Annotated in this window: 25 protein-coding genes; 14 read left to right on the forward strand and 11 right to left on the reverse strand. The window is 41.9% G+C overall.

The genetic code is table 11. From position 1 onward, the window contains the following. Positions 1-294 precede the first annotated feature (294 nt). Entirely contained in the window at positions 295-834 is a 540-nt protein-coding gene (locus HC725_RS11550; RefSeq protein ID WP_190331975.1) for a gamma carbonic anhydrase family protein, read from the forward strand. An 11-nt stretch (positions 835-845) separates the two neighbouring features. Here the strand turns inward: HC725_RS11550 and HC725_RS11555 are convergent, their stop codons facing one another. Genes HC725_RS11555 through HC725_RS11570 form a run of 4 tightly spaced genes read right to left on the reverse strand, consistent with a single transcriptional unit; the run spans position 846 to position 3,447 of the window. Next, complete coding sequence (locus HC725_RS11555) at positions 846-1,106, reverse strand: DUF1488 domain-containing protein (RefSeq protein WP_190331976.1); 261 nt, start codon at positions 1,104-1,106, stop codon at positions 846-848. A gap of 27 nt (positions 1,107-1,133) precedes the next feature. Continuing rightward, positions 1,134-1,961, reverse strand: coding sequence for a shikimate dehydrogenase (aroE, locus tag HC725_RS11560; protein WP_190331977.1), 828 nt, complete (start codon positions 1,959-1,961; stop codon positions 1,134-1,136). A gap of 27 nt (positions 1,962-1,988) precedes the next feature. Continuing rightward, complete coding sequence (gene hemF, locus HC725_RS11565; protein WP_190331978.1) at positions 1,989-2,888, reverse strand: oxygen-dependent coproporphyrinogen oxidase; 900 nt, start codon at positions 2,886-2,888, stop codon at positions 1,989-1,991. 1 nt (position 2,889) lies between these two features. Then, positions 2,890-3,447: a Sua5/YciO/YrdC/YwlC family protein gene (locus tag HC725_RS11570; RefSeq protein WP_190331979.1), complete on the reverse strand. Its 558-nt coding sequence runs from the start codon at positions 3,445-3,447 to the stop codon at positions 2,890-2,892. A gap of 199 nt (positions 3,448-3,646) precedes the next feature. On the opposite strand from HC725_RS11570, the gene purE reads away from it, so the two are divergent. Beyond that, entirely contained in the window at positions 3,647-4,132 is a 486-nt protein-coding gene (gene purE / locus HC725_RS11575) for a 5-(carboxyamino)imidazole ribonucleotide mutase (RefSeq protein WP_190331980.1), read from the forward strand. Between the two features lie 4 nt (positions 4,133-4,136). Beyond that, positions 4,137-5,273 (forward strand): 5-(carboxyamino)imidazole ribonucleotide synthase, encoded by a 1,137-nt coding sequence (locus HC725_RS11580; RefSeq protein ID WP_190331981.1) that lies wholly within the window; start codon positions 4,137-4,139, stop codon positions 5,271-5,273. An 84-nt stretch (positions 5,274-5,357) separates the two neighbouring features. Here HC725_RS11580 and HC725_RS11585 read toward each other — a convergent pair whose 3' ends face one another. Genes HC725_RS11585 through HC725_RS11600 form a run of 4 tightly spaced genes read right to left on the reverse strand, consistent with a single transcriptional unit; the run spans position 5,358 to position 8,763 of the window. Beyond that, complete coding sequence (locus tag HC725_RS11585) at positions 5,358-5,963, reverse strand: DNA topoisomerase family protein (RefSeq protein ID WP_190331982.1); 606 nt, start codon at positions 5,961-5,963, stop codon at positions 5,358-5,360. Continuing rightward, positions 5,963-6,433: a DUF494 family protein gene (locus HC725_RS11590; RefSeq protein ID WP_190331983.1), complete on the reverse strand. Its 471-nt coding sequence runs from the start codon at positions 6,431-6,433 to the stop codon at positions 5,963-5,965. The genes HC725_RS11585 and HC725_RS11590 overlap by 1 nt, the downstream gene beginning before the upstream one ends. A 24-nt stretch (positions 6,434-6,457) precedes the next feature. Next, positions 6,458-7,621, reverse strand: coding sequence for a DNA-processing protein DprA (gene dprA, locus HC725_RS11595; protein WP_190331984.1), 1,164 nt, complete (start codon positions 7,619-7,621; stop codon positions 6,458-6,460). Beyond that, positions 7,621-8,763, reverse strand: a complete 1,143-nt coding sequence (locus HC725_RS11600) for a LysM peptidoglycan-binding domain-containing protein (RefSeq protein WP_190331985.1) — start codon at positions 8,761-8,763, stop codon at positions 7,621-7,623. The genes dprA and HC725_RS11600 overlap by 1 nt, the downstream gene beginning before the upstream one ends. A 131-nt stretch (positions 8,764-8,894) precedes the next feature. On the opposite strand from HC725_RS11600, the gene def reads away from it, so the two are divergent. The 5 genes from def to HC725_RS11625 all read left to right on the forward strand — a co-directional run bounded on the left by def (position 8,895) and on the right by HC725_RS11625 (position 14,804). Further along, positions 8,895-9,410 carry a peptide deformylase gene (gene def, locus HC725_RS11605; RefSeq protein WP_238928494.1) on the forward strand — a complete coding sequence of 172 codons (516 nt, stop codon included), beginning with the start codon at positions 8,895-8,897 and terminating at the stop codon, positions 9,408-9,410. 79 nt (positions 9,411-9,489) lie between these two features. Continuing rightward, positions 9,490-10,452 (forward strand): methionyl-tRNA formyltransferase, encoded by a 963-nt coding sequence (fmt, locus tag HC725_RS11610; protein WP_190331986.1) that lies wholly within the window; start codon positions 9,490-9,492, stop codon positions 10,450-10,452. A gap of 96 nt (positions 10,453-10,548) precedes the next feature. Continuing rightward, entirely contained in the window at positions 10,549-11,826 is a 1,278-nt protein-coding gene (gene rsmB, locus HC725_RS11615; protein WP_190332072.1) for a 16S rRNA (cytosine(967)-C(5))-methyltransferase RsmB, read from the forward strand. Positions 11,827-11,963: 137 nt separating this feature from the next. Next, complete coding sequence (gene trkA / locus HC725_RS11620; protein ID WP_190331987.1) at positions 11,964-13,340, forward strand: Trk system potassium transporter TrkA; 1,377 nt, start codon at positions 11,964-11,966, stop codon at positions 13,338-13,340. A gap of 18 nt (positions 13,341-13,358) precedes the next feature. Continuing rightward, positions 13,359-14,804 carry a TrkH family potassium uptake protein gene (locus HC725_RS11625; RefSeq protein ID WP_190331988.1) on the forward strand — a complete coding sequence of 482 codons (1,446 nt, stop codon included), beginning with the start codon at positions 13,359-13,361 and terminating at the stop codon, positions 14,802-14,804. A gap of 117 nt (positions 14,805-14,921) precedes the next feature. Here HC725_RS11625 and trhA read toward each other — a convergent pair whose 3' ends face one another. Next, on the reverse strand, positions 14,922-15,578 hold the full coding sequence (trhA, locus tag HC725_RS11630; RefSeq protein ID WP_190331989.1) for a PAQR family membrane homeostasis protein TrhA: 657 nt from the start codon (positions 15,576-15,578) through the stop codon (positions 14,922-14,924). Between the two features lie 136 nt (positions 15,579-15,714). Then, positions 15,715-16,500 (reverse strand): sporulation protein, encoded by a 786-nt coding sequence (locus HC725_RS11635; protein WP_190331990.1) that lies wholly within the window; start codon positions 16,498-16,500, stop codon positions 15,715-15,717. Between the two features lie 484 nt (positions 16,501-16,984). On the opposite strand from HC725_RS11635, the gene HC725_RS11640 reads away from it, so the two are divergent. The 4 genes from HC725_RS11640 (at position 16,985) to HC725_RS11655 (ending at position 20,614) form a co-directional block, all read left to right on the forward strand. Next, the gene (locus HC725_RS11640) at positions 16,985-17,251 is read left to right on the forward strand and encodes a YihD family protein (protein WP_190331991.1); all 267 of its coding nucleotides are present in this window, start codon (positions 16,985-16,987) and stop codon (positions 17,249-17,251) included. A 260-nt stretch (positions 17,252-17,511) separates the two neighbouring features. Then, positions 17,512-18,897 (forward strand): cytochrome c oxidase accessory protein CcoG, encoded by a 1,386-nt coding sequence (ccoG, locus tag HC725_RS11645; protein ID WP_190332073.1) that lies wholly within the window; start codon positions 17,512-17,514, stop codon positions 18,895-18,897. 63 nt (positions 18,898-18,960) lie between these two features. Continuing rightward, positions 18,961-19,968 (forward strand): serine/threonine protein kinase, encoded by a 1,008-nt coding sequence (locus HC725_RS11650; RefSeq protein WP_190331992.1) that lies wholly within the window; start codon positions 18,961-18,963, stop codon positions 19,966-19,968. Positions 19,969-20,014: 46 nt separating this feature from the next. Further along, positions 20,015-20,614, forward strand: a complete 600-nt coding sequence (locus tag HC725_RS11655; RefSeq protein ID WP_190331993.1) for a thiol:disulfide interchange protein DsbA/DsbL — start codon at positions 20,015-20,017, stop codon at positions 20,612-20,614. A gap of 97 nt (positions 20,615-20,711) precedes the next feature. Here HC725_RS11655 and HC725_RS11660 read toward each other — a convergent pair whose 3' ends face one another. Next, positions 20,712-22,238 (reverse strand): YifB family Mg chelatase-like AAA ATPase, encoded by a 1,527-nt coding sequence (locus HC725_RS11660; RefSeq protein WP_190331994.1) that lies wholly within the window; start codon positions 22,236-22,238, stop codon positions 20,712-20,714. 449 nt (positions 22,239-22,687) lie between these two features. Between HC725_RS11660 and ilvG the strand changes: the two genes are divergently transcribed. Together ilvG and ilvM are read left to right on the forward strand one after the other, a co-directional pair. Next, positions 22,688-24,334, forward strand: coding sequence for an acetolactate synthase 2 catalytic subunit (ilvG, locus tag HC725_RS11665; protein WP_190331995.1), 1,647 nt, complete (start codon positions 22,688-22,690; stop codon positions 24,332-24,334). Next, a complete protein-coding gene (gene ilvM, locus HC725_RS11670; RefSeq protein WP_190331996.1) occupies positions 24,334-24,588 on the forward strand; it encodes an acetolactate synthase 2 small subunit in 255 nt (84 codons plus the stop codon). The genes ilvG and ilvM overlap by 1 nt, the downstream gene beginning before the upstream one ends. The last annotated feature ends 23 nt before the right edge of the window (positions 24,589-24,611 follow it).

Genomic DNA, 24,611 nt, shown 5'->3' on the forward strand with positions numbered 1-24,611 from the left:
TTCCGGTTAAGAGGGCGGCCATTTTAACGATTTGATTGAGAGTGTCAAACACTTTCTACAATCTTTTTTCGTTACCCTTTTTGAGAAGGTTGTGACCTCTGACTCGTTGCGGCCGTTAAGCTGTGTGCTCCGTGTCAGTGAGGGCGCATTATAGATAACCTCATCATATTGGCAAGTGCTTTTTTATAATTTCTTTCACTTTTTTGACTGTTTGATTGGTTTTCAATCAAAACTACCTATTTTGACTAGTTTTCATGCTATTTTACCCAGAATGTAAAGCGCTAAGGAGTCGGAATGAATAATATTCGTAGTTATAAAGGCATTCACCCTCAGATTGGATCTGGAGTGTATATTGATGATTCTTCAATTTTGGTCGGAGATATTATCATTGGTGAGGATTCTAGTGTTTGGCCTTTAGTTGCTGCCCGTGGTGATGTTAACCATATTCATATTGGAAAGCGCACTAATATTCAAGACGGCAGCGTTTTGCATGTTACGCATAAGAATGAAGGTAACCCTACTGGCTTCCCATTGATTATTGGTGATGATGTGACGATAGGACATAAAGTCATGTTGCATGGTTGTAGCATTCACGATCGTGTTTTAGTCGGAATGGGCACTATTATTTTAGATGGTGCGACAATTGAATCTGACGTGGTAATTGGCGCTGGAAGTTTAGTCCCGCCAAACAAGCGACTAGAAAGTGGGTACCTCTACATTGGAAGTCCAGTGAAGCAAGCTCGTGAATTAACGGATGAAGAACGTGGGTTTTTATTAAGATCTGCCGACAATTACGTCGTTAATAAAAATGACTATCTCACTCAAGTAAAATAGTCAGTATTCATTTAACCTAGCTCGACCTCTCCAGCTAGGTTAAACAACTCTTGCTCAATGGCTTCTTCTGCCAAATCTTCCAGATCAAAACGCAGTGCATCAAATACTTTTAATATCTGATCAGAGTTCACGTCATAACCTATCATTTTTGATAACTTATCAATTGAAATAACACATTCAATCAATTGACCTGCTTGTTGGGCAGGAAAGCTCACAATTTGACGTTCGGGTTGCCAGGTTTGAATGTCAGGAAATAGAATATTTTGATTCATAATGGTTAACTTATGTTGTGATTAAATTTAAACAGTCAGATTTTTACGCAGTTCTCGTAACACCTGTTGGACATCTGGACGTAAACCGCGCCACAGCATGAAACTTTCTGCCGCTTGTCCAACCAACATTCCTAAACCGTCATAAGCATTAATAACTCCATTGTCTTTGGCCCAATTATTAAAGTGCGTGTTACCAGCGCCGTAACTCATATCGTAACTAACACTTTTCGAATTAAAAATGCCGGTACTGATATCAGGAAGCCCCCCAGTTAAACCAGCCGATGTCGAATTAATAATAATATCGAATGGCGCATTAATTTCATTCATCGGCATCGCACGGATCTGACCATAATCACAAAAAGCTTCCGCTAACTGTTGTCCTTTTTCAAACGTCCTATTGGTGATAATAACTTCTGATGGGGCTTGATCAAGTAGAGGCTGAATAACCCCTCTTGCAGCACCACCAGCACCAATTAGCAATATTTTGGCATCTTTAAGTTGTGCTTTATATTGCAGCAGGTCTTGAACTAACCCTTCGCCATCGGTGTTGTCACCAATAATTTGACCATCATCTAACTTCTTAAGAGTATTCACCGCTTGAGCTAGTTGAGCACGTTGCGTTAATCGATCTGCAAATTTAAATGCATCGAGCTTAAAAGGTGCAGTGACATTACAACCTTTCCCCCCTTGTGCAAAAAACTCACTCACAGCCGACTGAAAACCACCCACAGGCGCTTCAACTATCCCATATTCCATCGACTGATTAGTCTGACGTGCAAATAATGTATGAATAAATGGCGACTTACTGTGTGAAATAGGGTTGCCAAATACTGCATATTGATCAATCAGGGCCATATCCTTGCCTTATACTAAAAGTATTGATTACCAATCTCTTGGTGTTAAATAAGAATATAATGCCGACTCCGCCGAACCATCTTCTGTCGTGTAATCATATTCCCAACGCGCTAAAGGCGGCATCGACATTAAAATAGATTCGGTACGGCCACCACTTTGCAAGCCAAATAAGGTGCCACGGTCATAGACCAAGTTAAACTCGACATAACGTCCACGACGGTATAATTGAAATTGACGCTCACGTTCACCATATTGAGCCGCCTTTCTTTTATCTACAATAGGAAGGTAAGCTTGAGTGAACCCTTCTCCTACCGCTTGCATATAAGCAAAGCTACGTTCAAATCCAAGTTGGTTAAAATCATCGAAGAATAATCCACCTACGCCACGAGTTTCATTTCGATGAGGCAAGAAGAAATACTTATCGCACCATGCTTTATGTTGGCTATAGATATCATCACCAAAAGGAGTACAAATTGCCTTTGCAGTGTCGTGCCAATGCTGGCAATCGTCTTCATAAGGATAAAAAGGCGTGAGATCAAACCCACCACCAAACCACCAAATTGGAGCTTCACCTTCTTTTTCAGCAATAAAGAATCGAACATTAGCATGCGAGGTAGGAATGTACGGGTTATGAGGATGCAAAACCAATGACACTCCCATCGCTTCAAACTGTCGTCCCGCAAGCTCTGGCCTGTGCGCAGTAGCTGATGCTGGCATTTTATCACCAAATACGTGGGAGAAATTAACGCCACCTTGTTCAAACACATCGCCATTGCGAATCACACGGCTACGCCCACCACCGCCTAACTCTCGTTCCCACGCATCTTCAACAAAACGCTGACCATCAATCGATTCTAATTGTTTGCAAATAGAGTCTTGCAATGTCATTAGAAAGTCTTTTACCGCTTGTTTATTCACTTGATCCATCTTATCCCACTCTTAATACATTGCCGGTGATGACATCTCTAATTTCAGTTGGCTGAGTTCGACCACCTGTTTCCCCTGCTAAAATAGCAACCAAATGCTGACCAAGTTGTTGCTCTACTTCTTGTGTCGTTCGACACGGCTCTAAGCCTGTTAAATTAGCACTAGTTGAGGTCAGCGGTTTACCAAAAGTTAAACACAACTTTTGAACTAAAGGATGATCAGTCACTCGAACCGCTATTGAATTAAATTTACCAGTAAGATGAGGCGAAATTGAGGAATTCACAGGCACAACCCAGGTTACTGCGCCAGGCCAAGTTGCTAACATCGTCGCTCGCTGCTTATCCGTTAGCTGAGTTTCATCAATATAAGGCAAAAGCTGTTGGTAGTTAGCCGCAATTAAAATTAATCCTTTTTCTATTGGCCGCTGCTTCAGCGCTAATAATTTATCGATTGCTGCCGTATTGTCTGGATCGCATCCAACGCCAAAAACACCTTCTGTTGGGTAAGCAATTACCTCACCTTGCTTTAACGACTCGACCACATGCTCAAAATTATCCAACTGACTGCCCTTTATTCTTAATGACCAACGAAGTGATAGTGTATTAAACCTTTCAATATAGACTAAATGATTTTTACTTCTAAATCCTACTCTAAAACAAAATACCGGACGCAAACGTTTTCCTCATGGCCATTTCTCCGTATAATGCAGCTAGATTTATTTATTTTCTCGTAATCAAGATGTACTAAAGGAGTGTTCGATGAAAGTTGGAATTATCATGGGTTCTAAGTCTGATTGGCCAACAATGAAGCTTGCGGCTGAAATGTTAGACCGTTTTAATGTCCCTTACGAAACCAAAGTCGTTTCAGCTCACCGAACGCCTCACTTACTCGCTGAATATGCTGAAAGCGCTAAAGAACGCGGGCTAAAAGTCATTATTGCAGGTGCCGGTGGTGCCGCTCATCTTCCGGGTATGACTGCCGCTTATACTAGTTTGCCAGTACTGGGAGTTCCTGTTCAATCACGTGTACTGTCAGGCGTAGATTCTTTATATTCTATCGTACAAATGCCCAAAGGAATTGCGGTAGGTACATTGGCGATTGGCGAAGCAGGTGCGGCCAATGCCGGAATTTTAGCGGCACAAATCATTGGAACTCATGATGAAGCCGTAATGGCGAAAGTCGAAGCTTTCCGTAAAGAACAAACCGATACGGTACTCGCCAATCCAAATCCAGCTGAGGATTAATAACATGGCAAATAAGCACGTTTTAGTTTTAGGTGCCGGTCAATTGGCTCGCATGATGTCTTTAGCCGGTGCGCCACTGAATATTAATATTTCAGCTTTCGATGTTAGTAGCGAAAAAATTGTTCATCCATTAACGCAAAACATCATTGGTCATGGGCTTAATAATGCCATTGCCAAGGCCGATGTCATTACCGCTGAATTTGAGCATATCCCTCATTCCATTTTAGATATCTGCCAACAAAGCGGGAAATTCCGCCCTACCACTCAAGCTATTAAAGCGGGTGGTGATCGTCGTATTGAAAAACAATTATTAGATGATGCCAAGGTCGCCAATGCAAAATATGCAGTGATAACTAATCGAGCTGAATTTGATGATGCTATAACGTCTGTCGGTTTACCTATGGTACTTAAAACGGCATTAGGTGGTTACGATGGAAAAGGGCAATGGCGCTTAAAAAATACGACCGACATCGATGCTACCTGGGATGAATTACAGCAAAGCTTATCTGATACACCACATCAAGCTATTGTGGCTGAAGAGTTTGTGCCGTTTAAACGAGAAGTATCACTAATAGGTGCACGCCGAGTTAATAGTGAGGTGGCTGTGTACCCATTAACCGAAAATGTTCACGTGGATGGCGTCTTAAGTTTATCTATCGCCATTGATGAATCTGAATTGCAGCAACAAGCGGCGAAAATGTTCCAAGCTATTTCAGATAAGCTGAATTATGTGGGCGTATTGGCAATTGAGTTTTTTGATGTAAACGGAAAATTATTGGTCAACGAAATCGCACCTAGAGTGCACAACTCCGGTCATTGGACTCAACAAGGCGCTGAAGTTTGTCAATTTGAAAACCATTTACGCGCCGTATGCGATATGCCTCTTGGTAGCACAAAGGCGATACGACATGCCGCGATGATCAATATTTTAGGCCAAGACACATTACCTAAAGAAATACTGGCGATGCCAAACTGTCATATCCACTGGTATGGTAAAGAAAAGCGTGTCGGACGCAAAATGGGACATATTAATGTTTGTGGTAACACTCAAGGCGAGTTAGATAAAGCACTAAAAGAGTTGGCTGCGATATTAGATGAATCCGAATTTCCTGAGCTAAAACAACATATCAATCAACGATAAAGTTACCGTTATAAATTTCAAGTTATCGAAACCTAAAAGACCAACGCCATACAGTTGGTCTTTTTGTTTAACTGTATGGCTCATTTAATCTATCTGTTGCTGCTGGCATTTACGGTTGCCACATAAAGTCTTATTGCCTGATGTCAATTTTTTTTCCACCAATAAAGGAAAACCACATATCTGACAGCATCCAATCAATGGCGGTAAATTAATGGAAAACTTACATTTAGGGTACGCATTACAAGCATAGAAACTTTTACCAAAACGAGATTGGCGCTCAACCAGTTGACCACTAGAACATTCAGGGCAAGCAATTTCTGGCTGCGTCTCTTTACTTGGTTCTGGTTGGTCCATTGACGCAATATGCTGACATTCAGGGAAACAGCTGCAACCAATGAACATACCATAACGACCTTGGCGTAAAACCAGTTCACCTTGGCGTTTATTATCCGAACTTTTAGTGCATTCAGGGCAAGCTACACCTAATTCTTTTACTATGTGCCCATCATGTTGGTGCAAAGGGCGAATGTAATCGCATTGTGGATATTGATTACAACCAAGGAAAGGGCCGTGCTTACCATGACGAAGATGAAGCTCACCTTGCAATGTCTCATGGCATTGAGGACAAGCCTCATGCTCCAAGGCATGTTCATGAACAGTAAACAGTTTTTCGTCTATTTTACTCTTCATTAATGAAGAATACCTTGCTCAGATGCATACAATAACTCTTCCATCTGAGTATAAGCATTCTCATTACCCGGAACATTAAATAGCACCATCAAAATAACCCACTTCAAATCATCTAAAGTAAATTCTTGAGTTTCCAGCCCCATGACTCGGTCAATCACCATTTCACGAGTTTCAGTCGTTAATACTTTGACCTGCTCCAAGAACAAGATAAAACCTCGACAAGCAACATCGATACGGATCATTTCATCTTGGGTATAGATTCGAGTCGAAGTGGCTGAACCTTTCGCAATTTTAGCCCCATCCGATTGCTGAAGAGCCGCTAAACCTTCCAGCCAATGGAGAGCTTTATAGATTTCTTGTTGATGAAACCCAGCGCGTAATAACTCATCTTCAAGTTCATCTTGATCGATCGTTAATTCTGCATCGCTATGAATATAAGTTTCAAACAAATACATCAGAATGTCCATCATAGCTTTACCCTCCGCTTACAGGATTTATTTGGGCTTATTCTTAATAATATAGCCTCCGGGGACAGAAGCAACATAACCACTTAATTCAAGATCTAATATTTGCATCATGACTTCGTGTACAGGTATATGGGTCCTTTGCGCCAAAATATCAACCGGAGTAGGCTCATTTCCTACGTTAGCCAACAGTTCAGCAAATGGAAATGCTTCGAGCTCAGTATTTTTATCGGTTACCACTTTATTTTTATCGGTTAATGTTTTTTCTTCGTCAAAATGAAAACTCGACTGAAGAAGCCCTGTTAATCTATTAGACCGTTCTAATTGTGGTTGTATTTCATCCACGATATCTTGCGCCGATTGCACTAAAATTGCACCTTGTCGGATCAAGCCATTTGTCCCTGAGTGACCGGCTTGATAAATCGAACCAGGAAGCGCAAACACTTCTCTATTTTGTTCTAGAGCATAACGCGCGGTGATGAGAGAACCACTTCGTTCAGCAGCCTCAACCACCAGCACACCTAAAGATAAACCACTGATAATTCTATTTCGACGCGGGAAATATTCTGCTCTAGGTTTCGTATCCGGCCTAAACTCTGACACCAAAGCACCATCGGATTCTAAAATACGTTGCGCTAAACCTTTATGACGAGCGGGGTACACCTGATCAACGCCCGAGCCCAAAACCGCCACTGTTTCTCCTTTGGCTTGCAGAGCACCATCGTGAGCATGCCCATCCACACCTAATGCCAATCCACTGGTCACCGTCAAGCCTTGATTCGCAAGTTCATAACTAAATTCACGAGCCGCACGCAGTCCATCCATACTGGCATTGCGGCTGCCCACCATCGCAATTTGTGAATGATTCAACGCTTCGACATTACCTTTAACAAATAATACTGGAGGATGAGACGACATTTGTTGCATTAGCGGTGGATATTTATCATCCAGTGGCGTCACAATATGATTACCTTCCGCTTGCAACCACAATAAGCAGTCATCGACCTCTTGATGAGATCGCTGTCTTATATATTGAATTTGAGCAGGCTTTAATTTTAAATTTTGTAATTCGAGTTCGCTATACGAAACAATATTTTCAGGGGAATCAATCCTCAATAAACGAGATAAACTCACCCCGCCTAATTGAGGTGTAAAGCTTAATGTAAGCCATGCGGTCAGTTGAGACTCATTCATTATGATGGGTTATTCACTGTCATCTCGTTTTGAGTTTCATTAACGATGGGTAAACTTGATAGCTCATTCACCGCAGGAGAAATCGCAATACTGTCTTTTTTAATTGGCTCTTCGCTTTTTGTGATTAACGCCAAGCTAAACTTCTCATACGGACGTATGACTATCATTTCACCAATGGCAATTGGCGGTAGATCTATTCGCTTCCCAGCATGGAAAAAATCACCCTCTTTATAAGAATATTGACCTTTTTTCCCATAAACGGCCGAACCTACTTTCGACAAGTTAAACATGCTGCCTTGCACCAAACCATCATCACTACCGCGATCAATAATAACCACTTGATTGACCGACATAAAAGCGTGGTTATCCATCGAACCTTTGACGCTAGCGATTAAACCAACCGGAGCCGGAATTGGTGTAAATACCGTTGATAGCGCTAAATCCTCGCCAAACATAGGTAAAGCAATATCGTTAGGTTGAATTTCTTGGTATTGATTGATCACTTGCAGACCGCTGTATTTTTCAGATTGTTCCTTTAATTCAGCTTGAGCCACAATACGTAATGAATAACTACTGGCTTTCACCTCACCACTGCGCTGGTATTCTTCTACGATGCGGTAAATAGCCCACTTCTCATTAGTCACATTGCCATCAATATAAATACGCTCATTACCACTTAAAAATTTACGCCCTTCGCTAGTGCCAAGTACTCGTAATGCTGCGCGTTTTCCGTCTTCTGTTAATAGTTGATCGGATTTCAGGTAAGGGAGAATTAAGCCATTATCTACTGTGGAGATCGCCTCTTTATCTTGCATGCGAACTTGAGGCCCAATTTTCTTCATCGGTTTTAGGCTCAACAATGGCTGGCCATTACGCCACGTCAACGTCAGTTTATCGCCGGGATAAATTAAATGAGGGTTGTTAATATCAGGATTGACTTGCCACAATCTTGGCCAAAGCCATGGACTATCTAAAAATAATGCGGAAATATCCCACAAGGTATCGCCTTTTTTGACTGTATAGGTTTGTGGTGCGTTACCTTTTATCTCTACTGTATTTTGTGCTCTTGTGGCAGCCACCACAGACAAGCTAACCGCAATAAAAGCACATAAATTTAAAATAAAACGAGTTGTTTTTGGCATGACCTACATTTCCTTGGTCGACATTTTGTCGCTTAATGTCATTAGATGCTGTCATTTGCCTTATAAAATGTCTAGAATTGCAGCTATAAGGCCTAAGCTGTTTTCGGCACAGTTCAATATTTAGAGTGTATATGTCTGTATTACAAGTATTAACATTCCCGGATGATCGCCTTCGTACCGTTGCGAAACCGGTAGAAAAAGTGACTCCAGAGCTTCAAAAATTTATCGATGACATGATTGAAACCATGTACGACGAAGAAGGGATCGGTCTTGCGGCCACCCAAGTTGATGTTCATCAAAGAATCGTAGTGATTGATGTCTCAGATGAGCGCGATCAACCGATAGTTCTCATCAACCCTGAAATCCTCGAAAAACGTGGCGACGATGGCATTGAAGAAGGCTGTCTTTCGGTTCCAGGTGCTCGCGCTTTAGTGCCTAGAGCCGCGGAAGTTACCGTTCGAGCATTAGATAGAGACGGCAACGAATTCACGTTTGAAGCCGATGATTTACTCGCGATTTGTGTTCAACATGAGCTTGACCATTTGATGGGTAAATTGTTTGTCGATTATTTATCACCGTTAAAGCGTAAACGCATTCAAGATAAGCTTACCAAGATCAAGCGTTTCAACGAGAAACAAGATAAGTAACAGCCAACATAATACCCAAAATTATTGAAGAGACTCTTTCAGCGGTCTTGGGTATATAAAATTGAGAAGGAAACCTACCTTGAGTCAGTCTTTAAGAATTGTCTTTGCAGGTACTCCGGATTTCGCCGCCCGTCACTTGGCGGCGTTGTTGTCTTCGGAGCATGACGTTATTGCTGTTTATACCCAACCGGATCGCCCCGCTGGTCGCGGCAAAAAACTCACCGCTAGCCCAGTAAAATCACTCGCACTAGAAAGTAATATTCCGGTATACCAACCTGAAAATTTCAAATCAGATGAAGCCAAGCAACAACTGAAAAATCTCGGTGCCGACTTGATGGTAGTGGTTGCCTACGGTTTACTGCTGCCTCAAGCCGTTCTCGATACGCCACGTTTAGGTTGTATTAATGTACATGGCTCTATTCTGCCTCGCTGGCGTGGCGCAGCCCCAATCCAACGTTCCATTTGGGCTGGCGATAAAGAAACTGGCGTCACTATCATGCAAATGGATATCGGATTAGATACGGGGGACATGCTATCAATTGCCACTCAACCTATTGAATCCAGCGATACCAGCGCGTCAATGTATGAAAAATTAGCCGAATTAGGCCCAACAGCGTTGACGGAATGCTTAACCGATATTGCCAATGGTCAAATCACACCAATAAAACAAGATGATGAACAAGCCAACTACGCCAAAAAACTCAGTAAAGAAGAAGCCAAAATCAATTGGCATGATGAGGCAGAACATATTGAGCGCTGCGTCCGCGCCTTTAATCCTTGGCCGATGAGCTTTTTCAGTGTTGAAGAAGGCGATGGCAAAGAAAGCAATGTTAAGGTGTGGCAATCTCGAGTTGAAACGACGAGTAAAAATCACCTCCCAGGACAGATTGTGCAAGCAGATAAAACCGGTATTTATGTCGCGACGGGCAAAAATATTTTAGTCCTTGAGCAATTACAGATCCCAGGCAAAAAAGCACTATCAGTACAAGATATACTGAACGCTCGCAGCCACTGGTTTGAAGTCGGCCGTCAATTAGGCTAGAAAATAGCGTCATCGAAAGGTACAGAAATGTGCCTTTCTTTATTTTACCCATTATTTTGTGGCTTGCGTTGCGAGTTACTGACAAGAGAAAACACTATGAATGTTCGCGCAGCCGCTGCCAATGTCCTTTTTCAAGTGGTCGACAAAGGTCAATCACTATCACACGCTTTACCTGCCGCCCAAAAAACTATTAAGCCGCGAGATCACGCTCTTCTTCAAGAGATTTGCTATGGCGCGCTACGTTACTTACCACGCTTGGAATCTATCACTAACGAGCTAATGGATAAGCCACTTACCGGCAAAAAGCGCGTTTTTCACCACCTTATTTTGGTCGGAATTTATCAACTGAGCTTTATGCGCATTCCTTCTCACGCAGCAGTAGCCGAAACGGTTGAAGCGACGAAAACTCTACGCGGTCCAAGTCTAAGTGGTTTGATTAATGCGGTATTACGTAGCTATACCCGAGATCAAGAAGCGTTAGATAAAAAAGCCGTCAGCCACAATGCGGGTAAATATGGTCATCCTGGTTGGTTATTAAAATTACTGCAAGAAAGCTACCCGCAACAATGGGAACAATTAGTCGAAGCCAACAACAATAAAGCGCCAATGTGGTTACGAGTAAACCGTAAACACCATACGCGAGATAAATATCAAGCATTATTGGATCAAGAAAATATCGAGTACACCCTTCATCCTGAAGCGGAAGATGCCATCAAGCTTTCTTCTCCTTGTGATGTCGCTTTGCTACCGGGTTTCAGTCAAGGCTGGGTTTCAGTACAAGATGCGGCTGCTCAATTATCGGTCAATTACTTACAGCCTCAAAATGGTGAGTTAATTTTAGATTGTTGCGCTGCGCCAGGTGGTAAAACTGCTCATATTCTCGAGCACACCGATAATACAGAAGTGGTGGCAATTGATTGTGACATAAACCGTCTTGATCGCGTTTACGATAATCTTGAACGCCTACAATTACGAGCTGATGTGATCTGCGGTGATGCCCGCTATCCTGAAGAATGGTGGAGCGGAGAAAAATTTGACCGTATTCTACTCGATGCACCTTGTTCTGCGACCGGAGTAATTCGTCGCCACCCTGATATTAAATGGTTACGTAGAGCTAATGACATTGAAGCGCTCGCGGTATTACAAAGTGAAATTTTTGATGCTATGTGGCGTCAATTGAAAGTCGGCGGCACCTTGGTATACGCTACTTGCTCTATCACGCCACAAGAAAACAGCCAGCAAGTAAGTGCGTTTTTACAGCGAACAAGCGATGCACAGCTCATCAATTCAGACATTGAAAATCCAGGTCGTCAAATCTTACCTGGTGAAGAAGACATGGATGGCTTCTATTACGCGGTGCTGCGCAAAGCTTAATGATTGTACATACACTGGCGGTATATAACCGTCAGTGTATTGCTCTCTGTAAAAATGATTATAAGTAAACTGGCTCTCGCGATAACAATCAACATTGATACGCTCAAGGTTGGGCAGAAAATAGGTAAACGTAAGTTATGAAAATCATTATTCTTGGAGCTGGACAAGTTGGCGGCACATTAGCGGAAAACTTGGTTGGCGAAAATAACGATATCACAGTAGTCGATCGCAACACCGATCGCCTGCGCGAGCTGCAAGATAAATATGACTTACGAGTCGTTAATGGCCATGCAAGCCATCCGAACACTTTGCGAGAAGCGGGCGCGCAAGATGCCGATATGTTGGTCGCTGTCACCAATTCTGATGAAACCAACATGGCCGCTTGCCAAGTCGCGTTTACTTTATTTAATACCCCTAGCCGTATTGCTCGAATTCGTTCACCAGAATATTTAGCCGAAAAAGATACACTCTTTCAATCTGGCGCGGTTCCTGTTGACCACCTGATTGCCCCAGAAGAGTTAGTCACCAGCTATATCGAGCGTTTAATTCAATATCCAGGTGCATTACAGGTGGTCAGTTTTGCCGAACGCAAAGTCAGCTTAGTGGCCGTTAAAGCCTATTACGGTGGACCATTGGTTGGGAATGCATTATCTGCTTTGCGTGATCATATGCCACATATTGATACTCGTGTCGCCGCCATTTTTCGCCAAGGTCGCCCTATTCGGCCACAAGGCACGACCATTATTGAAGCTGATGACGAGGTGTTTTTCGTCGCAGCCAGTAATCATATACGCGCGGTCATGAGCGAGCTACAAAGGCTTGAGAAAAACTATCGCCGTATCATGATTGTCGGCGGTGGCAATATAGGTTCAAGTCTTGCTAAGCGTTTAGAAAAAGATTACAGCGTTAAATTGATTGAACGCAGCTACCAACGCGCCGAACAACTCTCTGAAGAGCTAGAAAATACCATCGTATTTTGCGGTGACGCTGCCGATCAAGAACTGCTTAACGAAGAGAATATCGATCAAGTCGATGTGTTTATTGCGCTTACCAATGAAGATGAAACCAATATCATGTCGGCTATGCTCGCTAAACGTCTTGGCGCAAAAAAAGTAATGGTGCTTATCCAACGCAGTGCTTATGTCGATTTAGTTCAAGGTGGCGCGATCGATGTCGCTATTTCTCCGCAACAAGCTACGATTTCAGCGCTGCTAACCCATGTTCGCCGAGCTGATATTGTTAACGTATCATCTTTACGTCGTGGCGCAGCCGAGGCAATTGAAGCTATCGCTCATGGAGATGAAACCACCTCAAAAGTTGTCGGTAAAGCCATTAGCGAAATCAAGCTTCCACCAGGTACAACTATTGGGGCGATTGTTCGAGGCGAAGAAGTACTGATTGCCCATGACCGTACCGTGATCGAACAAGATGATCACGTTGTCATGTTCTTGGTCGATAAGAAATATGTGCCAGACGTTGAACGCCTGTTCCAACCAAGCCCATTCTTTTTATAACAAAGGCTGATTAATTCCGTGCTTAATTATCGTCCTATTTTATTTGTTCTTGGATTGGTGTTATCAAAAATAGCGCTCTTCATGTACATACCAACACTAATGGCCTTTTTTACTGGAACCGGTGGTTTCATTGAATTTGGCGAAGCCGTCATCATTACTCATATTGTGTCGTTTATATTGCTATCTCTTGGTCGAACGCCTAATTTTAGGCTTGGAGTCCGGGATATGTTTTTATTAACCACCTTGGTATGGACGATCTCTAGCGCCTTTGCAGCCCTACCTTTTGTCTTCATTAACCATATTAGCTTTACTGATGCGTATTTTGAAACCATGTCTGGGATCACTACGACAGGATCAACGGTATTAAGCGGTTTAGATGACATGGCACCAAGCATTTTATTATGGCGTTCAACTTTGCAATGGTTGGGAGGTGTTGGCTTTATCGTGATGGCGGTAGCGATTCTTCCTATGCTTAACGTCGGTGGGATGAAACTCTTCCAAACGGAATCTTCCGACTGGTCCGATAAAAGTAGCCCAAGAGCAAAAAATGTCGCCAAAAATATCGTACAGGTTTATTTAATCTTAACTTTATTATGTGTTTTAGGTTTTTGGTACACCGGAATGGGTTGGTTTGATGCCATTAACCATGCCTTTACCACACTTTCAACCGGTGGTTACTCAACCACTGACAGCTCAATGAACCACTTTTCTCACGGTGCACATTGGGTTGGATCACTGTTTATGTTTTTAGGTGGACTACCCTTTTTATTGTTTGTTACCGCACTACGTAAACGAAATCCTAAAGCTCTATTGATGGACGCCCAAGTCCGTGGTTTTGCTTATTTAGTGATCACGACCAGTCTTATTGTCGCGATTTGGCTTACTTTGCAAGACCATTACAACTTTATTGATGCCATTCGCGTCGCCACTTTCAATATTATATCCGTAGTCACCACCACTGGATTTGGCTTAGATGATTTCACTCAATGGGGCGGCTTACCATCCGTTATATTTGCTTTCGTCATGTTAGTTGGTGCCTGTTCAGGGTCAACTGCTGGTGGGATTAAAATCTTCCGCTTTCAAATTGCAGCTACACTTTTAAACAAACAAATCATGCGTTTGGTTCATCCGTCTGGAGTATTTGTCCAACGTTACAACCAACGCCCTGTCAATGATGATATTGTGCGATCCGTCGTCGCTTTTGTTTTAACTTTTATACTAACTATTATCTTTATCGCGGGTTGCTTAAGTGCATTAGGGCTTGATCCAATCACCAGTATCAGCGGAGCAATGACGGCTGTGGCGAACGTAGGTCCTGGAATGGGCCCTGTCATTGGACCAAGTGGCAACTTCTCAAGCTTACCTGATACCGCAAAATGGTTACTAAGCTTTGGAATGCTAATGGGACGCTTAGAAATATTGACTATCTTAGTTCTCTTTTTCCCTGCATTTTGGCGAACGTAGACTTAGCTATCCCATTAACCTCCACTTTCTCATCAACAAAAAAGCGCGTTAACCAACAAGAAGTGGTTAACGCGCTTTTTTACATAATTTATCATTCAGATTATCGACAAAAAATGCCTAATTTAAAGGCGAAATAGGCCATACATAAAAATAAATACTGATGAAGTGACACATGCTACCAGCCAAAACAAATAGATGCCAAATCGCATGATTATAAGGAATTCGTTCATTAGTATAAAAAACAACCCCTAAAGAATACATAATCCCGCCAGCCACCAACCAGATAACCGCTGAAATATCCAAATGCGTCGCCAACTGATAGATAACCACCAACGATAGCCAACCCATCACCAAATAACTCATCAAAGAAAACGATTTAAACCGATGCATAAAGAACATTTTCATGATCACGCCAAGTAGCGCTATTGCCCAAATAACCACCATCAAACCATAAGCGAGATCGGTCCTTAACCCCACCAGTAAAAATGGGGTATAAGTGCCGGCAATCAATAAATAAATAGCGCTATGATCCAGCATTTTTAACCAACGCTTAGCGGGTAAATAACGAATGGAATGATACAAAGTAGAGGCCAAAAACAGCACAATTACACTTGAGCCATAAATACTCATACTGATAAATGTTAAGGTGTCGGATTTATATTCAGACGCTTTCATCAGTAGAATAACCAAGGTCCACACGCCAAATAATACCCCTAGGCCATGGCTAACACTGTTGGCGATTTCTTCTCTATCTGAATATTCCGATACTTGCATGTTTGCACCTCAAAAGATAAATCTATACCCATCTTGCTTTGAGTATATACACGCAACTATTCTTACACATTCAACTTACAAGTGTAAGCTAAAATGACTAATCGACACTTTCTTATATGATCAGACTCAATTTTAATTACGTGGTTTTATCTAAAAACGCCAAGACCTGAATTCCCGCCTCTTCGGGTGGAGTATCTGAAGATAATGTCATTTCACGCTTGAGTTTATTACTCCCAATTAAACTTGATAGCATCCCTCCCATGCCTTGCTTGTGACGATCAACTTCAAACCAAATATTCAGTTCGCTCTCATTTCGGTATATCACTATCTCTAACTCTCTCCAACGACCATGAAAATCACCATGTACAGGAACAAATTCAAACTCTTGCACAAAAGGTAAATCAAAACCTTTGACATATTCACATTCAACTTGGCGAATACGTAAGCCCGCATTCTCTAACGCGGTGAAGATAGAATCTTCAAGTGGATCCGGGCGAATAGTAACTTCATCTTTATCAGAAGGATCACTGGCCATTGCGATGTCCAAACCAGTTTCAAGCCATACTTTTGCATCACCTAAAGTGACGGGTGTGTTCCATGGGATATCAAGCTCCACCGGAAAAATACGCTCTTGATGGGGTTCGATAGAAAAAGCGTACGGCAGCGACCATGAAGATAAAACATGCGTTGCTACCTCCGTGGAATGCGTTATTTCACGGCCATCAGGGTTTTGTCTCGGCTTTTTGTAACGGCAGCATAGCTTAAGATCTATATTATCAATATCTTGTTTGGTTGCCCCACCATAGACATGCACATCCATTACCAACTTTTGCCCGGGAAAAGCCGCATCTTGCTTTAAAATAGTGTCAACCTTTGCCGAGCCAATCCCAAATGTAGCTAATGTTTTCTTAAAAAAAGACATATAGCCTCCTTGTCATTTTTCAATTTTAGGTAAAATTTTGATTTATTGGTTAAAATGTCATCGCCAAGGGAATAAGACAAGTCTATAATTATTAACAGTCGAAATATTGTTCGATTATCTTTAAAGTCATCAAGATCGGATCTGGTGATTATGGCCATGGATGTGCATTTTTATAGGTTATTATTATGCGCCCAATTCCTGCACGTGCCTCTTTTTCTCGTGGTTCAGCTTCCCGTCGTCGCCAGTGTTTTGCAACCTCACCGGTAACGAAAAAGCCTGAAACGCCAGCAAAAACCGAGCAATAGTATTCTAGTTCAATAGACTCTAGAATGAAGGCAATCTTTACTCAAAAAGCGTAGCATTCAAATGAATACTACGCTTTTTTATTACATCAAAAATTTCACCCTCATAAAAATAAAACACTCAAAATATCCATAGAATTGTTACCATAGAGAACAACCTTAATTTTAGTATGGAGAAGGCTATGAAATGCCATCGCGTTAATGAATTGATTGAGTTATTACACCCTGAATGGCAAAAAGATCCCGATCTTAATTTAATCGAATTCATCGCTAAGCTTTGCCTAGAAGCGGGTTATAAGGGCCCTTTAAAAGATCTCACCGATGATGTGCTAATTTACCACCTAAAAATGCGTAACAGTGATAAAGATGCCATGATCCCGGGGCTTGCAAAAGACCAAGAAGATGACTTTAAAACAGCATTACTCAAAGCTCGCGGCATCATCAAGTAATACATACAATCAATCATCCACGACGCTAGGCACACCAAAGCCTAGCTTTTCTTTTCTTTTCTTTTCTTTTCTTTTCTTAAACTAAGCCGCCATATTCAACTTTGTGTGTAAAGCTTGAAACCAATAGCAAACTCATATTCATCCATCTTGTATACTGTGGCACATCAATATTGAACATAAAGTTTCTATGCCTCAATTAAAATAGGTATAGAGATTAAAAAGTATAAGCAATGTACTTATGCGGAGGTAGCGAAAGCGCAATGAAACAAGACAAAATAGACGTTAAAGTCATCATTCCTAAAACCAACCGAGATGCTAATGGCAAGATTTATGTACGTAAAAGCCAAGGCACCTTTCAAGTATTACGCCGTTATGGTGGTTGGTTTTTATTGGTCCTATTTGCGGCAATCCCTTGGATTTCTTATCACGGTCAACAAGCGATTTTATTTGATTTAAATAAACAACAATTTCAATTTTTTGGGGCTACTTTTTTCCCACAAGATCTCACGCTTCTTGCCCTCATTTTTATGATTTCAGCTTTCGGCCTCTTCTTTTTAACGACTTTCTTAGGCCGAGTCTGGTGTGGTTATTTATGTCCACAAACCGTTTGGACATTTATGTATATTTGGTTTGAAGAAAAGCTTGAAGGGTCGGCCAATAAACGTCGTAAACAAGACCATAATCAATACACTAAAAACATCCTTATGCGTAAAACCATTAAGCACATCGCTTGGTGGGTTATTGCCATACTAACGGGGCTTACTTTTGTCGCATACTTTGTGCCAGTGAGAAGTTTAACGTGGGAGTTCATCACGTTTGAATTGAATTTTTGGCCGGCATTTTGGGTATGGTTTTTTGCTGCTTGCACTTATGGTAATGCCGGTTGGATGCGTTCAATTATGTGCTTACATATGTGCCCTTATGCTCGCTTTCAATCTGCCATGTTTGATAAAGATACCTTCATTGTGGGCTACGATAGCAAAAGAGGCGAAAAACGTGGTCCTCGTTCGCTCAAAGCAACGACAAGACCCGAAGGTTTGGGCGATTGTATCGACTGTAATTTATGTGTGCAGGTATGCCCAACAGGGATTGATATCCGTAATGGTTTACAGTACGAATGCATCAATTGCGGTGCTTGTATTGATGCCTGCGATAATACTATGGATCGAATGGGATATGAGAAAGGCTTAATCAGCTACACCACCGAACATAAACTAGCAGGCAATAAAACCAAGGTTATGCGGCCAAAACTTATTGGGTATGGCATCGCTTTGACTTTAATGCTGGCACTCTTTGTGACTCAAGTAATTGGCGTTGATCCAGTTAATATGAGCGTATTGAGAGATCGCAACCAAATGTATCGCGTCGATAATAACGGTTGGATTGAAAATACTTACACCCTTAAAATTCTCAATAAAACCCAACAGACCCAAAAGTATACAGTTGATGTCAAAGGGTTAAGTAATGTGAAATGGCATGGCTCACAAACAATTACCGTACCCGCTGGGGAATTAATTAGCCATCCTCTTAGCTTGGCGGTTAGCCCAGATGAATTGAATTCACCGATTATCAAGTTTGAGTTTATACTGACAGACAGTGAACAATTTAGCTTACCAGTCGAAAGCCGTTTTATTAAAAAACTGTAGATAAGGTCTTAGACTGGAAGTACCAATAAACAAGGAAGGGCTTAGTAATAGGCCCTTTATTTTATGCCCGATATAAATGCGTCACCCAATACACCGTTATTTAACTTTGAATCCTTAACGCCGGATTTAATGTGGTATGCATTAGAAAGCATTGGTATCCGTGCTGAATCTGGCTTACTTGCGCTAAACAGTTACGAAAACCGAGTTTACCAATTTGTGGATGAAGACAAAAAACGCTTTGTGGTGAAGTTTTATCGCCCACAACGTTGGTCCGATGATCAAATTTTAGAAGAACATGATTTTGCTCAAGATTTGATGGATCATGAAATCCCAGTTGTGGCTCCATGCAATATTAACGGCCACACATTGCATCATTATCAGGGTTATAGTTTCGTATTATTTCCAAGTGTCGGGGGTCGTCAATTTGAGGTGGATAATCTCAACCAAACCGAATGGGTCGGCCGATTTTTAGGTCGAATTCATCAAGTCGGAAAAGCAAAAACCTTTATACATAGACCCACAATGAGCCTGGACGAATACTTATATCAACCCCGCAAGCTGCTCAGTAATGCCAGCTTTATTCCTTCTTATTTGGAAAATAGCTTTTTTCATGATCTCGATGTGTTAATTGCCCAATTAGAACAGCATTGGGACACACCAAGTAACATTATTCGTCTGCATGGTGATTGCCACCCTGGTAATATTTTATGGCGAGATGGGCCGATGTTTGTCGATCTCGATGACGCCAGAAATGGCCCAGCAATCCAAGATATCTGGATGCTGCTCAATGGCGATAGAGCTGACAAATTAATGCAGCTTGATATTGTTTTAGAAGCTTATTCAGAATATTGTGACTTTGATAACCAACAACTGAAACTAATTGAGCCTTTGCGTGGTCTTAGGATGGTGCATTACATGGCTTGGTTGGCAAAACGCTGGCAAGATCCTGCTTTCCCGATTGCTTTTCCTTGGTTTAACGATGCAAAATACTGGGAAAATCAAGTGCTCGGGTTTAAGGAACAAATAGCAGCACTGCAAGAACCGACACTTTCGCTCACCCCACAATGGTGATCATTCAATTTATCGACTTTTCTATCTAAATGGAGCTCATGAGATCATGAAGAAAATATTTACCCTAGTGGCTGCTTTAATGCTGAGTTTTACCGTTAATGCGGCGAACTTTAAAGAAGGTGAAAATTACAAAGTTTTAAATACCCCCCATTCATCTTCACCTACTGTGACTGAATTTTTCTCTTTTTACTGCCCACACTGTAATGCTTTCGAACCAATTATTGGTCAATTAAAACAACACCTAGAAGGCAAAGCTGAATTCCAAAAAATGTCAGTCTCTTTCATGGGTGGCAATATGGGCCCAGCAATGAGTAAAGGCTATGCGACCATGGTGTCTTTAGGTGTTGATGACAAACTGGTTCCACTGATGTTCAACCGTATTCACGTACAAAATAAAGCACCACGAGATGAAGCCGAATTGCGTCAGTTCTTCTTAGACAACGGCGTGTCAGCAAAAGACTTTGATGGGACTTACAGCAGCTTTGCGATTGATTCCATGATGCGTCGCTACGATAAAGCGTTTAAAGATGCAGGCTTAAATGGTGTCCCTGCTATTATTGTGAATAATAAATACTTAGTTGAACTGAAAAACTTCCAAAATGTTGATCAAGCATTTGATTTAATAGATTACCTATTGAAGAAATAATCTCGTCGATTAAGAGAATAAGTAATACATTAAATAAAACGGGAAGCTTAATATGGCTTCCCGTTTTTTGTTTAAGTCACCTCACACATAAAACCATTCATACTGCTTGCGCGGTTAATTGTTTGAGTAATCGATCCATATTTCGATAACCCAATGCTTCAGCAAGATGTGATTTATGAATTGCCTCACAACCAGATAAATCTGCAATGGTACGCGCGACTTTTAAGATTCGGTGATATGCACGCACCGACAAACCTAGTTGATGCAGTGCATGTTCTAGAAATTCGGCATCTGATTTTTCTAATGCACAAAAATGCTCAATCTCTCGACTGCCCAATAACGCATTCACTTTACCATTACGCTTAAGCATAACTTGCCTAGCTTGCCACACTCGCTGCTTTACGACTTCGGTTGGCTCACCCCGATCGCCACCTTCAGATAACGTTCCTTTAGGCAGCGAAGGGATCTCTATCGACATATCAAATCGGTCCAGTAACGGCCCAGATAGACGGCTAAGGTAGCGTAATATCATTTGCGGGTTCGTTGCACGAGATTTCGATCCTTCGTAATAACCGGTTGGACTTGGGTTGAGCGCACCGACCAACTGAAAACGTGCTGGAAAGCGAGTCTTTCCTGCTGCGCGAGAAATAATGATCTCACCCGATTCAAGTGGCTCTCGCAGAGAATCTAATACTTTTCGATCAAACTCCGGCATCTCATCTAAAAAAAGCAAACCATTATGCGCGAGGGATATCTCCCCAGGCCGTGGAATTGAGCCACCACCCACCAGCGCCGCCATCGAGCTAGAATGATGAGGCGATCGAAATGGCCTATTTTTCCAATTGTGGTGATTGATATCAATATCAGTCAGTGAAGCCACCGAAGCACTTTCTAGCGCTTCATCATCTTCCATTTCCGGTAATAAATCACATAAACGCGATGCGAGCATGGTTTTCCCTGTTCCCGGTGGACCTAAAAATAATAGGTTATGCGAGCCTGCCGCAGCAATTTCTAACGCTCGTTTACCTTGTTGTTGGCCAATAATATCTTGCAGATCGCGATCATTGGTTTTTACTTCCAGTTTTTCAGGTGAAATAAATAACTGTAAATTTTGTTGCCCACATAAATCCGCGCACACTTCCAATAAACTCGATGCAGATTTATGCAAACCTTTGCCGACTAGCGCAGCTTGATCACCATTATCATTCGGCACCACTAAACAACGAGCAATATTTTTGCAAGCTAATGCAGCCGGAAGCACGCCTTTAACTCGACGTAAGTCACCAGATAAAGCCAGCTCCCCAACAAATTCATAATGCTCAAGTTTATTGATCGCAATTTGTTGTGAGGCTGCCAAAATCCCCAACGCGATCGGTAAGTCAAAGCGTCCTCCTTCTTTGGGTAAATCTGCTGGCGCTAAATTGACTGTAATGCGCTTAGCAGGAAACTCAAAATTTGAATTCAAGATAGCACTACGAACTCTGTCTTTAGCTTCCTTCACCGTTGTCTCAGGTAATCCCACTAAAGAAAATCCAGGCATACCATTACTGATATGTACTTCAACCGTAACCTCCGGCGCTTCAACACCAACACAGGCTCGGCTATGTATAATTGCTAATTCCATTGATTTCTCACCATTTATTAAAGCAACCATCGCTACTTTTATTGTTTGTATATAGGTGTATACAAGGTTTCACGCGGGCAGTATGGTGAAAAAAGTGTGAGTTTTTGCTTGTAATATAACCAGAGTCTGTGATACCACTAACAATACAAGTTTACTAACGTCTTATTTACAAGTTCAATTCTCTATTTATTGATATGGAAAACTAATGAATATTATCGCTCGACTTAACCTTCTCATTATTATCATTCTCGTGGTCATTATTCGATCCGCGCGGGGATTAGTGAGCGATAAGTAAACACCAACACTAATAAGCCCCCGCACTCAAGTCCGGGGGTTTTTTTTATCTTATACAGAATGAAAAATACATAAAAATACAATTAGGAATGAGGCAAGGGAATGTCAATCGAAAAATCGTTAAGGAAACAAACTAGCTCAAAGGGGAGACAAGAATGAATGGATCGGAGCTGGTAGTCAGCGCATTGCAACAAGAAGGCATCAAAACTATATTTGGTTACCCTGGTGGAGCCATTATGCCAATCTACGATGCATTGTATGATGGTGGTGTTGAACACATTTTGTGCCGACACGAGCAAGGAGCAGTCATGGCTGCAATAGGTATGGCTCGCTCCACTCAAGAAGTCGCCGTTTGTATGGCAACCTCAGGGCCTGGAGCAACCAATTTAGTCACCGGCCTTGCTGATGCACTAATGGACTCCATTCCTATTGTTGCGATTACTGGACAAGTTGCTAGCACTCATATTGGTACTGATGCATTTCAAGAAATGGATGTTATTGGCATGTCACTCTCTTGTTGCAAGCACAGCTATCTTGTCACCGATATCAACGACCTTGCACCAACTCTTGCCGAAGCATTTGAAGTGGCTAAATCAGGCCGACCTGGTCCAGTATTGGTTGATATTGCTAAAGATGTACAGCTTGCTCAAGCCCCAGTAAAAACATTACCAGAGTTCACTCCGCCCGCTATTCCTGTTGCCAGCCCAGAAGCAATAGAACAAGCTCAACAAGTGTTAGCCAAAAGCCGTAAACCCGTATTATATGTCGGTGGTGGTGTGCAACTTGCTAAAGCGACGCACTCGGTTCGTCAATTTTTAACCAACAATCCAATGCCTGCTGTTAGTACGTTAAAAGGTTTGGGTAGTATTGAGCGCCATTACCCGCATTACTTAGGCATGCTAGGTATGCACGGCACTAAAGCGGCCAACTTAGTGGTGCAAGAAGCGGATTTATTAATCGTGGTTGGTGCTCGTTTTGATGATCGAGTGACTGGAAAGCTTGATACCTTCGCACCGCACGCGAAAGTGATTCATTTAGATATCGATGCAGCTGAATTCAACAAACTTCGTCTATCTCATGCCTCCTTGCGTGGTGACCTCAATTTATTATTGCCACAGCTAGAGTTAACGACCGACATATCGGAATGGATGGAACACTGTGACCGACTGCGCACTAAATTCAAATGGCGCTATAACCATCCAGGCGATCTTATCTACGCGCCTAAATTACTAAAACAGTTGAGCGATATGATGCCAGATAGCGCGGTGGTTTCTACCGATGTTGGTCAGCATCAAATGTGGGCAGCGCAACATATTCAACCTCGCTTGCCACAAAATTACCTAACATCGGCAGGTCTTGGCACTATGGGGTTTGGTTTGCCTGCCGCTATGGGGGCTAAAGTAGCGCGCCCTAATGATGAGTCTATTCTTATCACTGGTGATGGCTCGATAATGATGAATATTCAAGAGCTTGGAACCTTAAAGCGTCGTCAAATCCCCGTCAAAATAGTCTTACTGAATAACCAACGTTTAGGTATGGTGCGCCAATGGCAATCCCTGTTTTTTGATGGTCGACATAGTGAAACTATTTTAGACGATAATCCTGATTTCATCATGCTCGCTAAAGCTTTTGATATTCCAGGTAAAACTATTACACGCAAAGAAGAAGTAGAACCGGCACTTAAAGAAATGTTAGCCAGTAAAACCTCTTATTTACTGCACGTTTTAATTTCTGAAGAAGAAAACGTTTGGCCATTAGTGCCACCAGGCGCAGCAAACCAAGATATGTTGGAGAATAACTAATGGACAGATATCAATTAAATATAAAAGCCGATGATAAGCCTGTTTTATTAGAACGGGTATTGCGCGTCATTCGACATCGTGGTTTTATTATCAGACAAGTGATCGCGACAGTTAACCACGAAAGCAATATTGCCAGTGTTGAAATCATTGTCGACAGCAACCGTCCAATTAGCATTTTGATCAACCAAATCGAAAAACTATGGGATATTATCACCGTTGAAACGGAACTATTACAAACTCATTTATCTGAATAAATGAGTACGTGTCTATCTAAAGG

Source organism: Vibrio sp. S17_S38, assembly GCF_014694375.1.
Lineage (GTDB): Bacteria > Pseudomonadota > Gammaproteobacteria > Enterobacterales > Vibrionaceae > Vibrio.

Excerpts from the sequence above, each read along its gene's own strand:
- HC725_RS11550 (WP_190331975.1), top strand. The coding sequence starts at position 295 with ATGAATAATATTCGTAGTTATAAAGGCATTCACCCTCAGATTGGATCT.
- HC725_RS11555 (WP_190331976.1), bottom strand. The coding sequence starts at position 1,106 with ATGAATCAAAATATTCTATTTCCTGACATTCAAACCTGGCAACCCGAA.
- aroE (WP_190331977.1), bottom strand. The coding sequence starts at position 1,961 with ATGGCCCTGATTGATCAATATGCAGTATTTGGCAACCCTATTTCACAC.
- hemF (WP_190331978.1), bottom strand. The coding sequence starts at position 2,888 with ATGGATCAAGTGAATAAACAAGCGGTAAAAGACTTTCTAATGACATTG.
- purE (WP_190331980.1), top strand. The coding sequence starts at position 3,647 with ATGAAAGTTGGAATTATCATGGGTTCTAAGTCTGATTGGCCAACAATG.
- HC725_RS11580 (WP_190331981.1), top strand. The coding sequence starts at position 4,137 with ATGGCAAATAAGCACGTTTTAGTTTTAGGTGCCGGTCAATTGGCTCGC.
- HC725_RS11585 (WP_190331982.1), bottom strand. The coding sequence starts at position 5,963 with ATGAAGAGTAAAATAGACGAAAAACTGTTTACTGTTCATGAACATGCC.
- HC725_RS11590 (WP_190331983.1), bottom strand. The coding sequence starts at position 6,433 with ATGATGGACATTCTGATGTATTTGTTTGAAACTTATATTCATAGCGAT.
- dprA (WP_190331984.1), bottom strand. The coding sequence starts at position 7,621 with ATGAATGAGTCTCAACTGACCGCATGGCTTACATTAAGCTTTACACCT.
- HC725_RS11600 (WP_190331985.1), bottom strand. The coding sequence starts at position 8,763 with ATGCCAAAAACAACTCGTTTTATTTTAAATTTATGTGCTTTTATTGCG.
- def (WP_238928494.1), top strand. The coding sequence starts at position 8,895 with ATGTCTGTATTACAAGTATTAACATTCCCGGATGATCGCCTTCGTACC.
- rsmB (WP_190332072.1), top strand. The coding sequence starts at position 10,549 with ATGAATGTTCGCGCAGCCGCTGCCAATGTCCTTTTTCAAGTGGTCGAC.
- trkA (WP_190331987.1), top strand. The coding sequence starts at position 11,964 with ATGAAAATCATTATTCTTGGAGCTGGACAAGTTGGCGGCACATTAGCG.
- trhA (WP_190331989.1), bottom strand. The coding sequence starts at position 15,578 with ATGCAAGTATCGGAATATTCAGATAGAGAAGAAATCGCCAACAGTGTT.
- HC725_RS11635 (WP_190331990.1), bottom strand. The coding sequence starts at position 16,500 with ATGTCTTTTTTTAAGAAAACATTAGCTACATTTGGGATTGGCTCGGCA.
- HC725_RS11640 (WP_190331991.1), top strand. The coding sequence starts at position 16,985 with ATGAAATGCCATCGCGTTAATGAATTGATTGAGTTATTACACCCTGAA.
- ccoG (WP_190332073.1), top strand. The coding sequence starts at position 17,512 with ATGAAACAAGACAAAATAGACGTTAAAGTCATCATTCCTAAAACCAAC.
- HC725_RS11650 (WP_190331992.1), top strand. The coding sequence starts at position 18,961 with ATGCCCGATATAAATGCGTCACCCAATACACCGTTATTTAACTTTGAA.
- HC725_RS11655 (WP_190331993.1), top strand. The coding sequence starts at position 20,015 with ATGAAGAAAATATTTACCCTAGTGGCTGCTTTAATGCTGAGTTTTACC.
- HC725_RS11660 (WP_190331994.1), bottom strand. The coding sequence starts at position 22,238 with ATGGAATTAGCAATTATACATAGCCGAGCCTGTGTTGGTGTTGAAGCG.
- ilvG (WP_190331995.1), top strand. The coding sequence starts at position 22,688 with ATGAATGGATCGGAGCTGGTAGTCAGCGCATTGCAACAAGAAGGCATC.
- ilvM (WP_190331996.1), top strand. The coding sequence starts at position 24,334 with ATGGACAGATATCAATTAAATATAAAAGCCGATGATAAGCCTGTTTTA.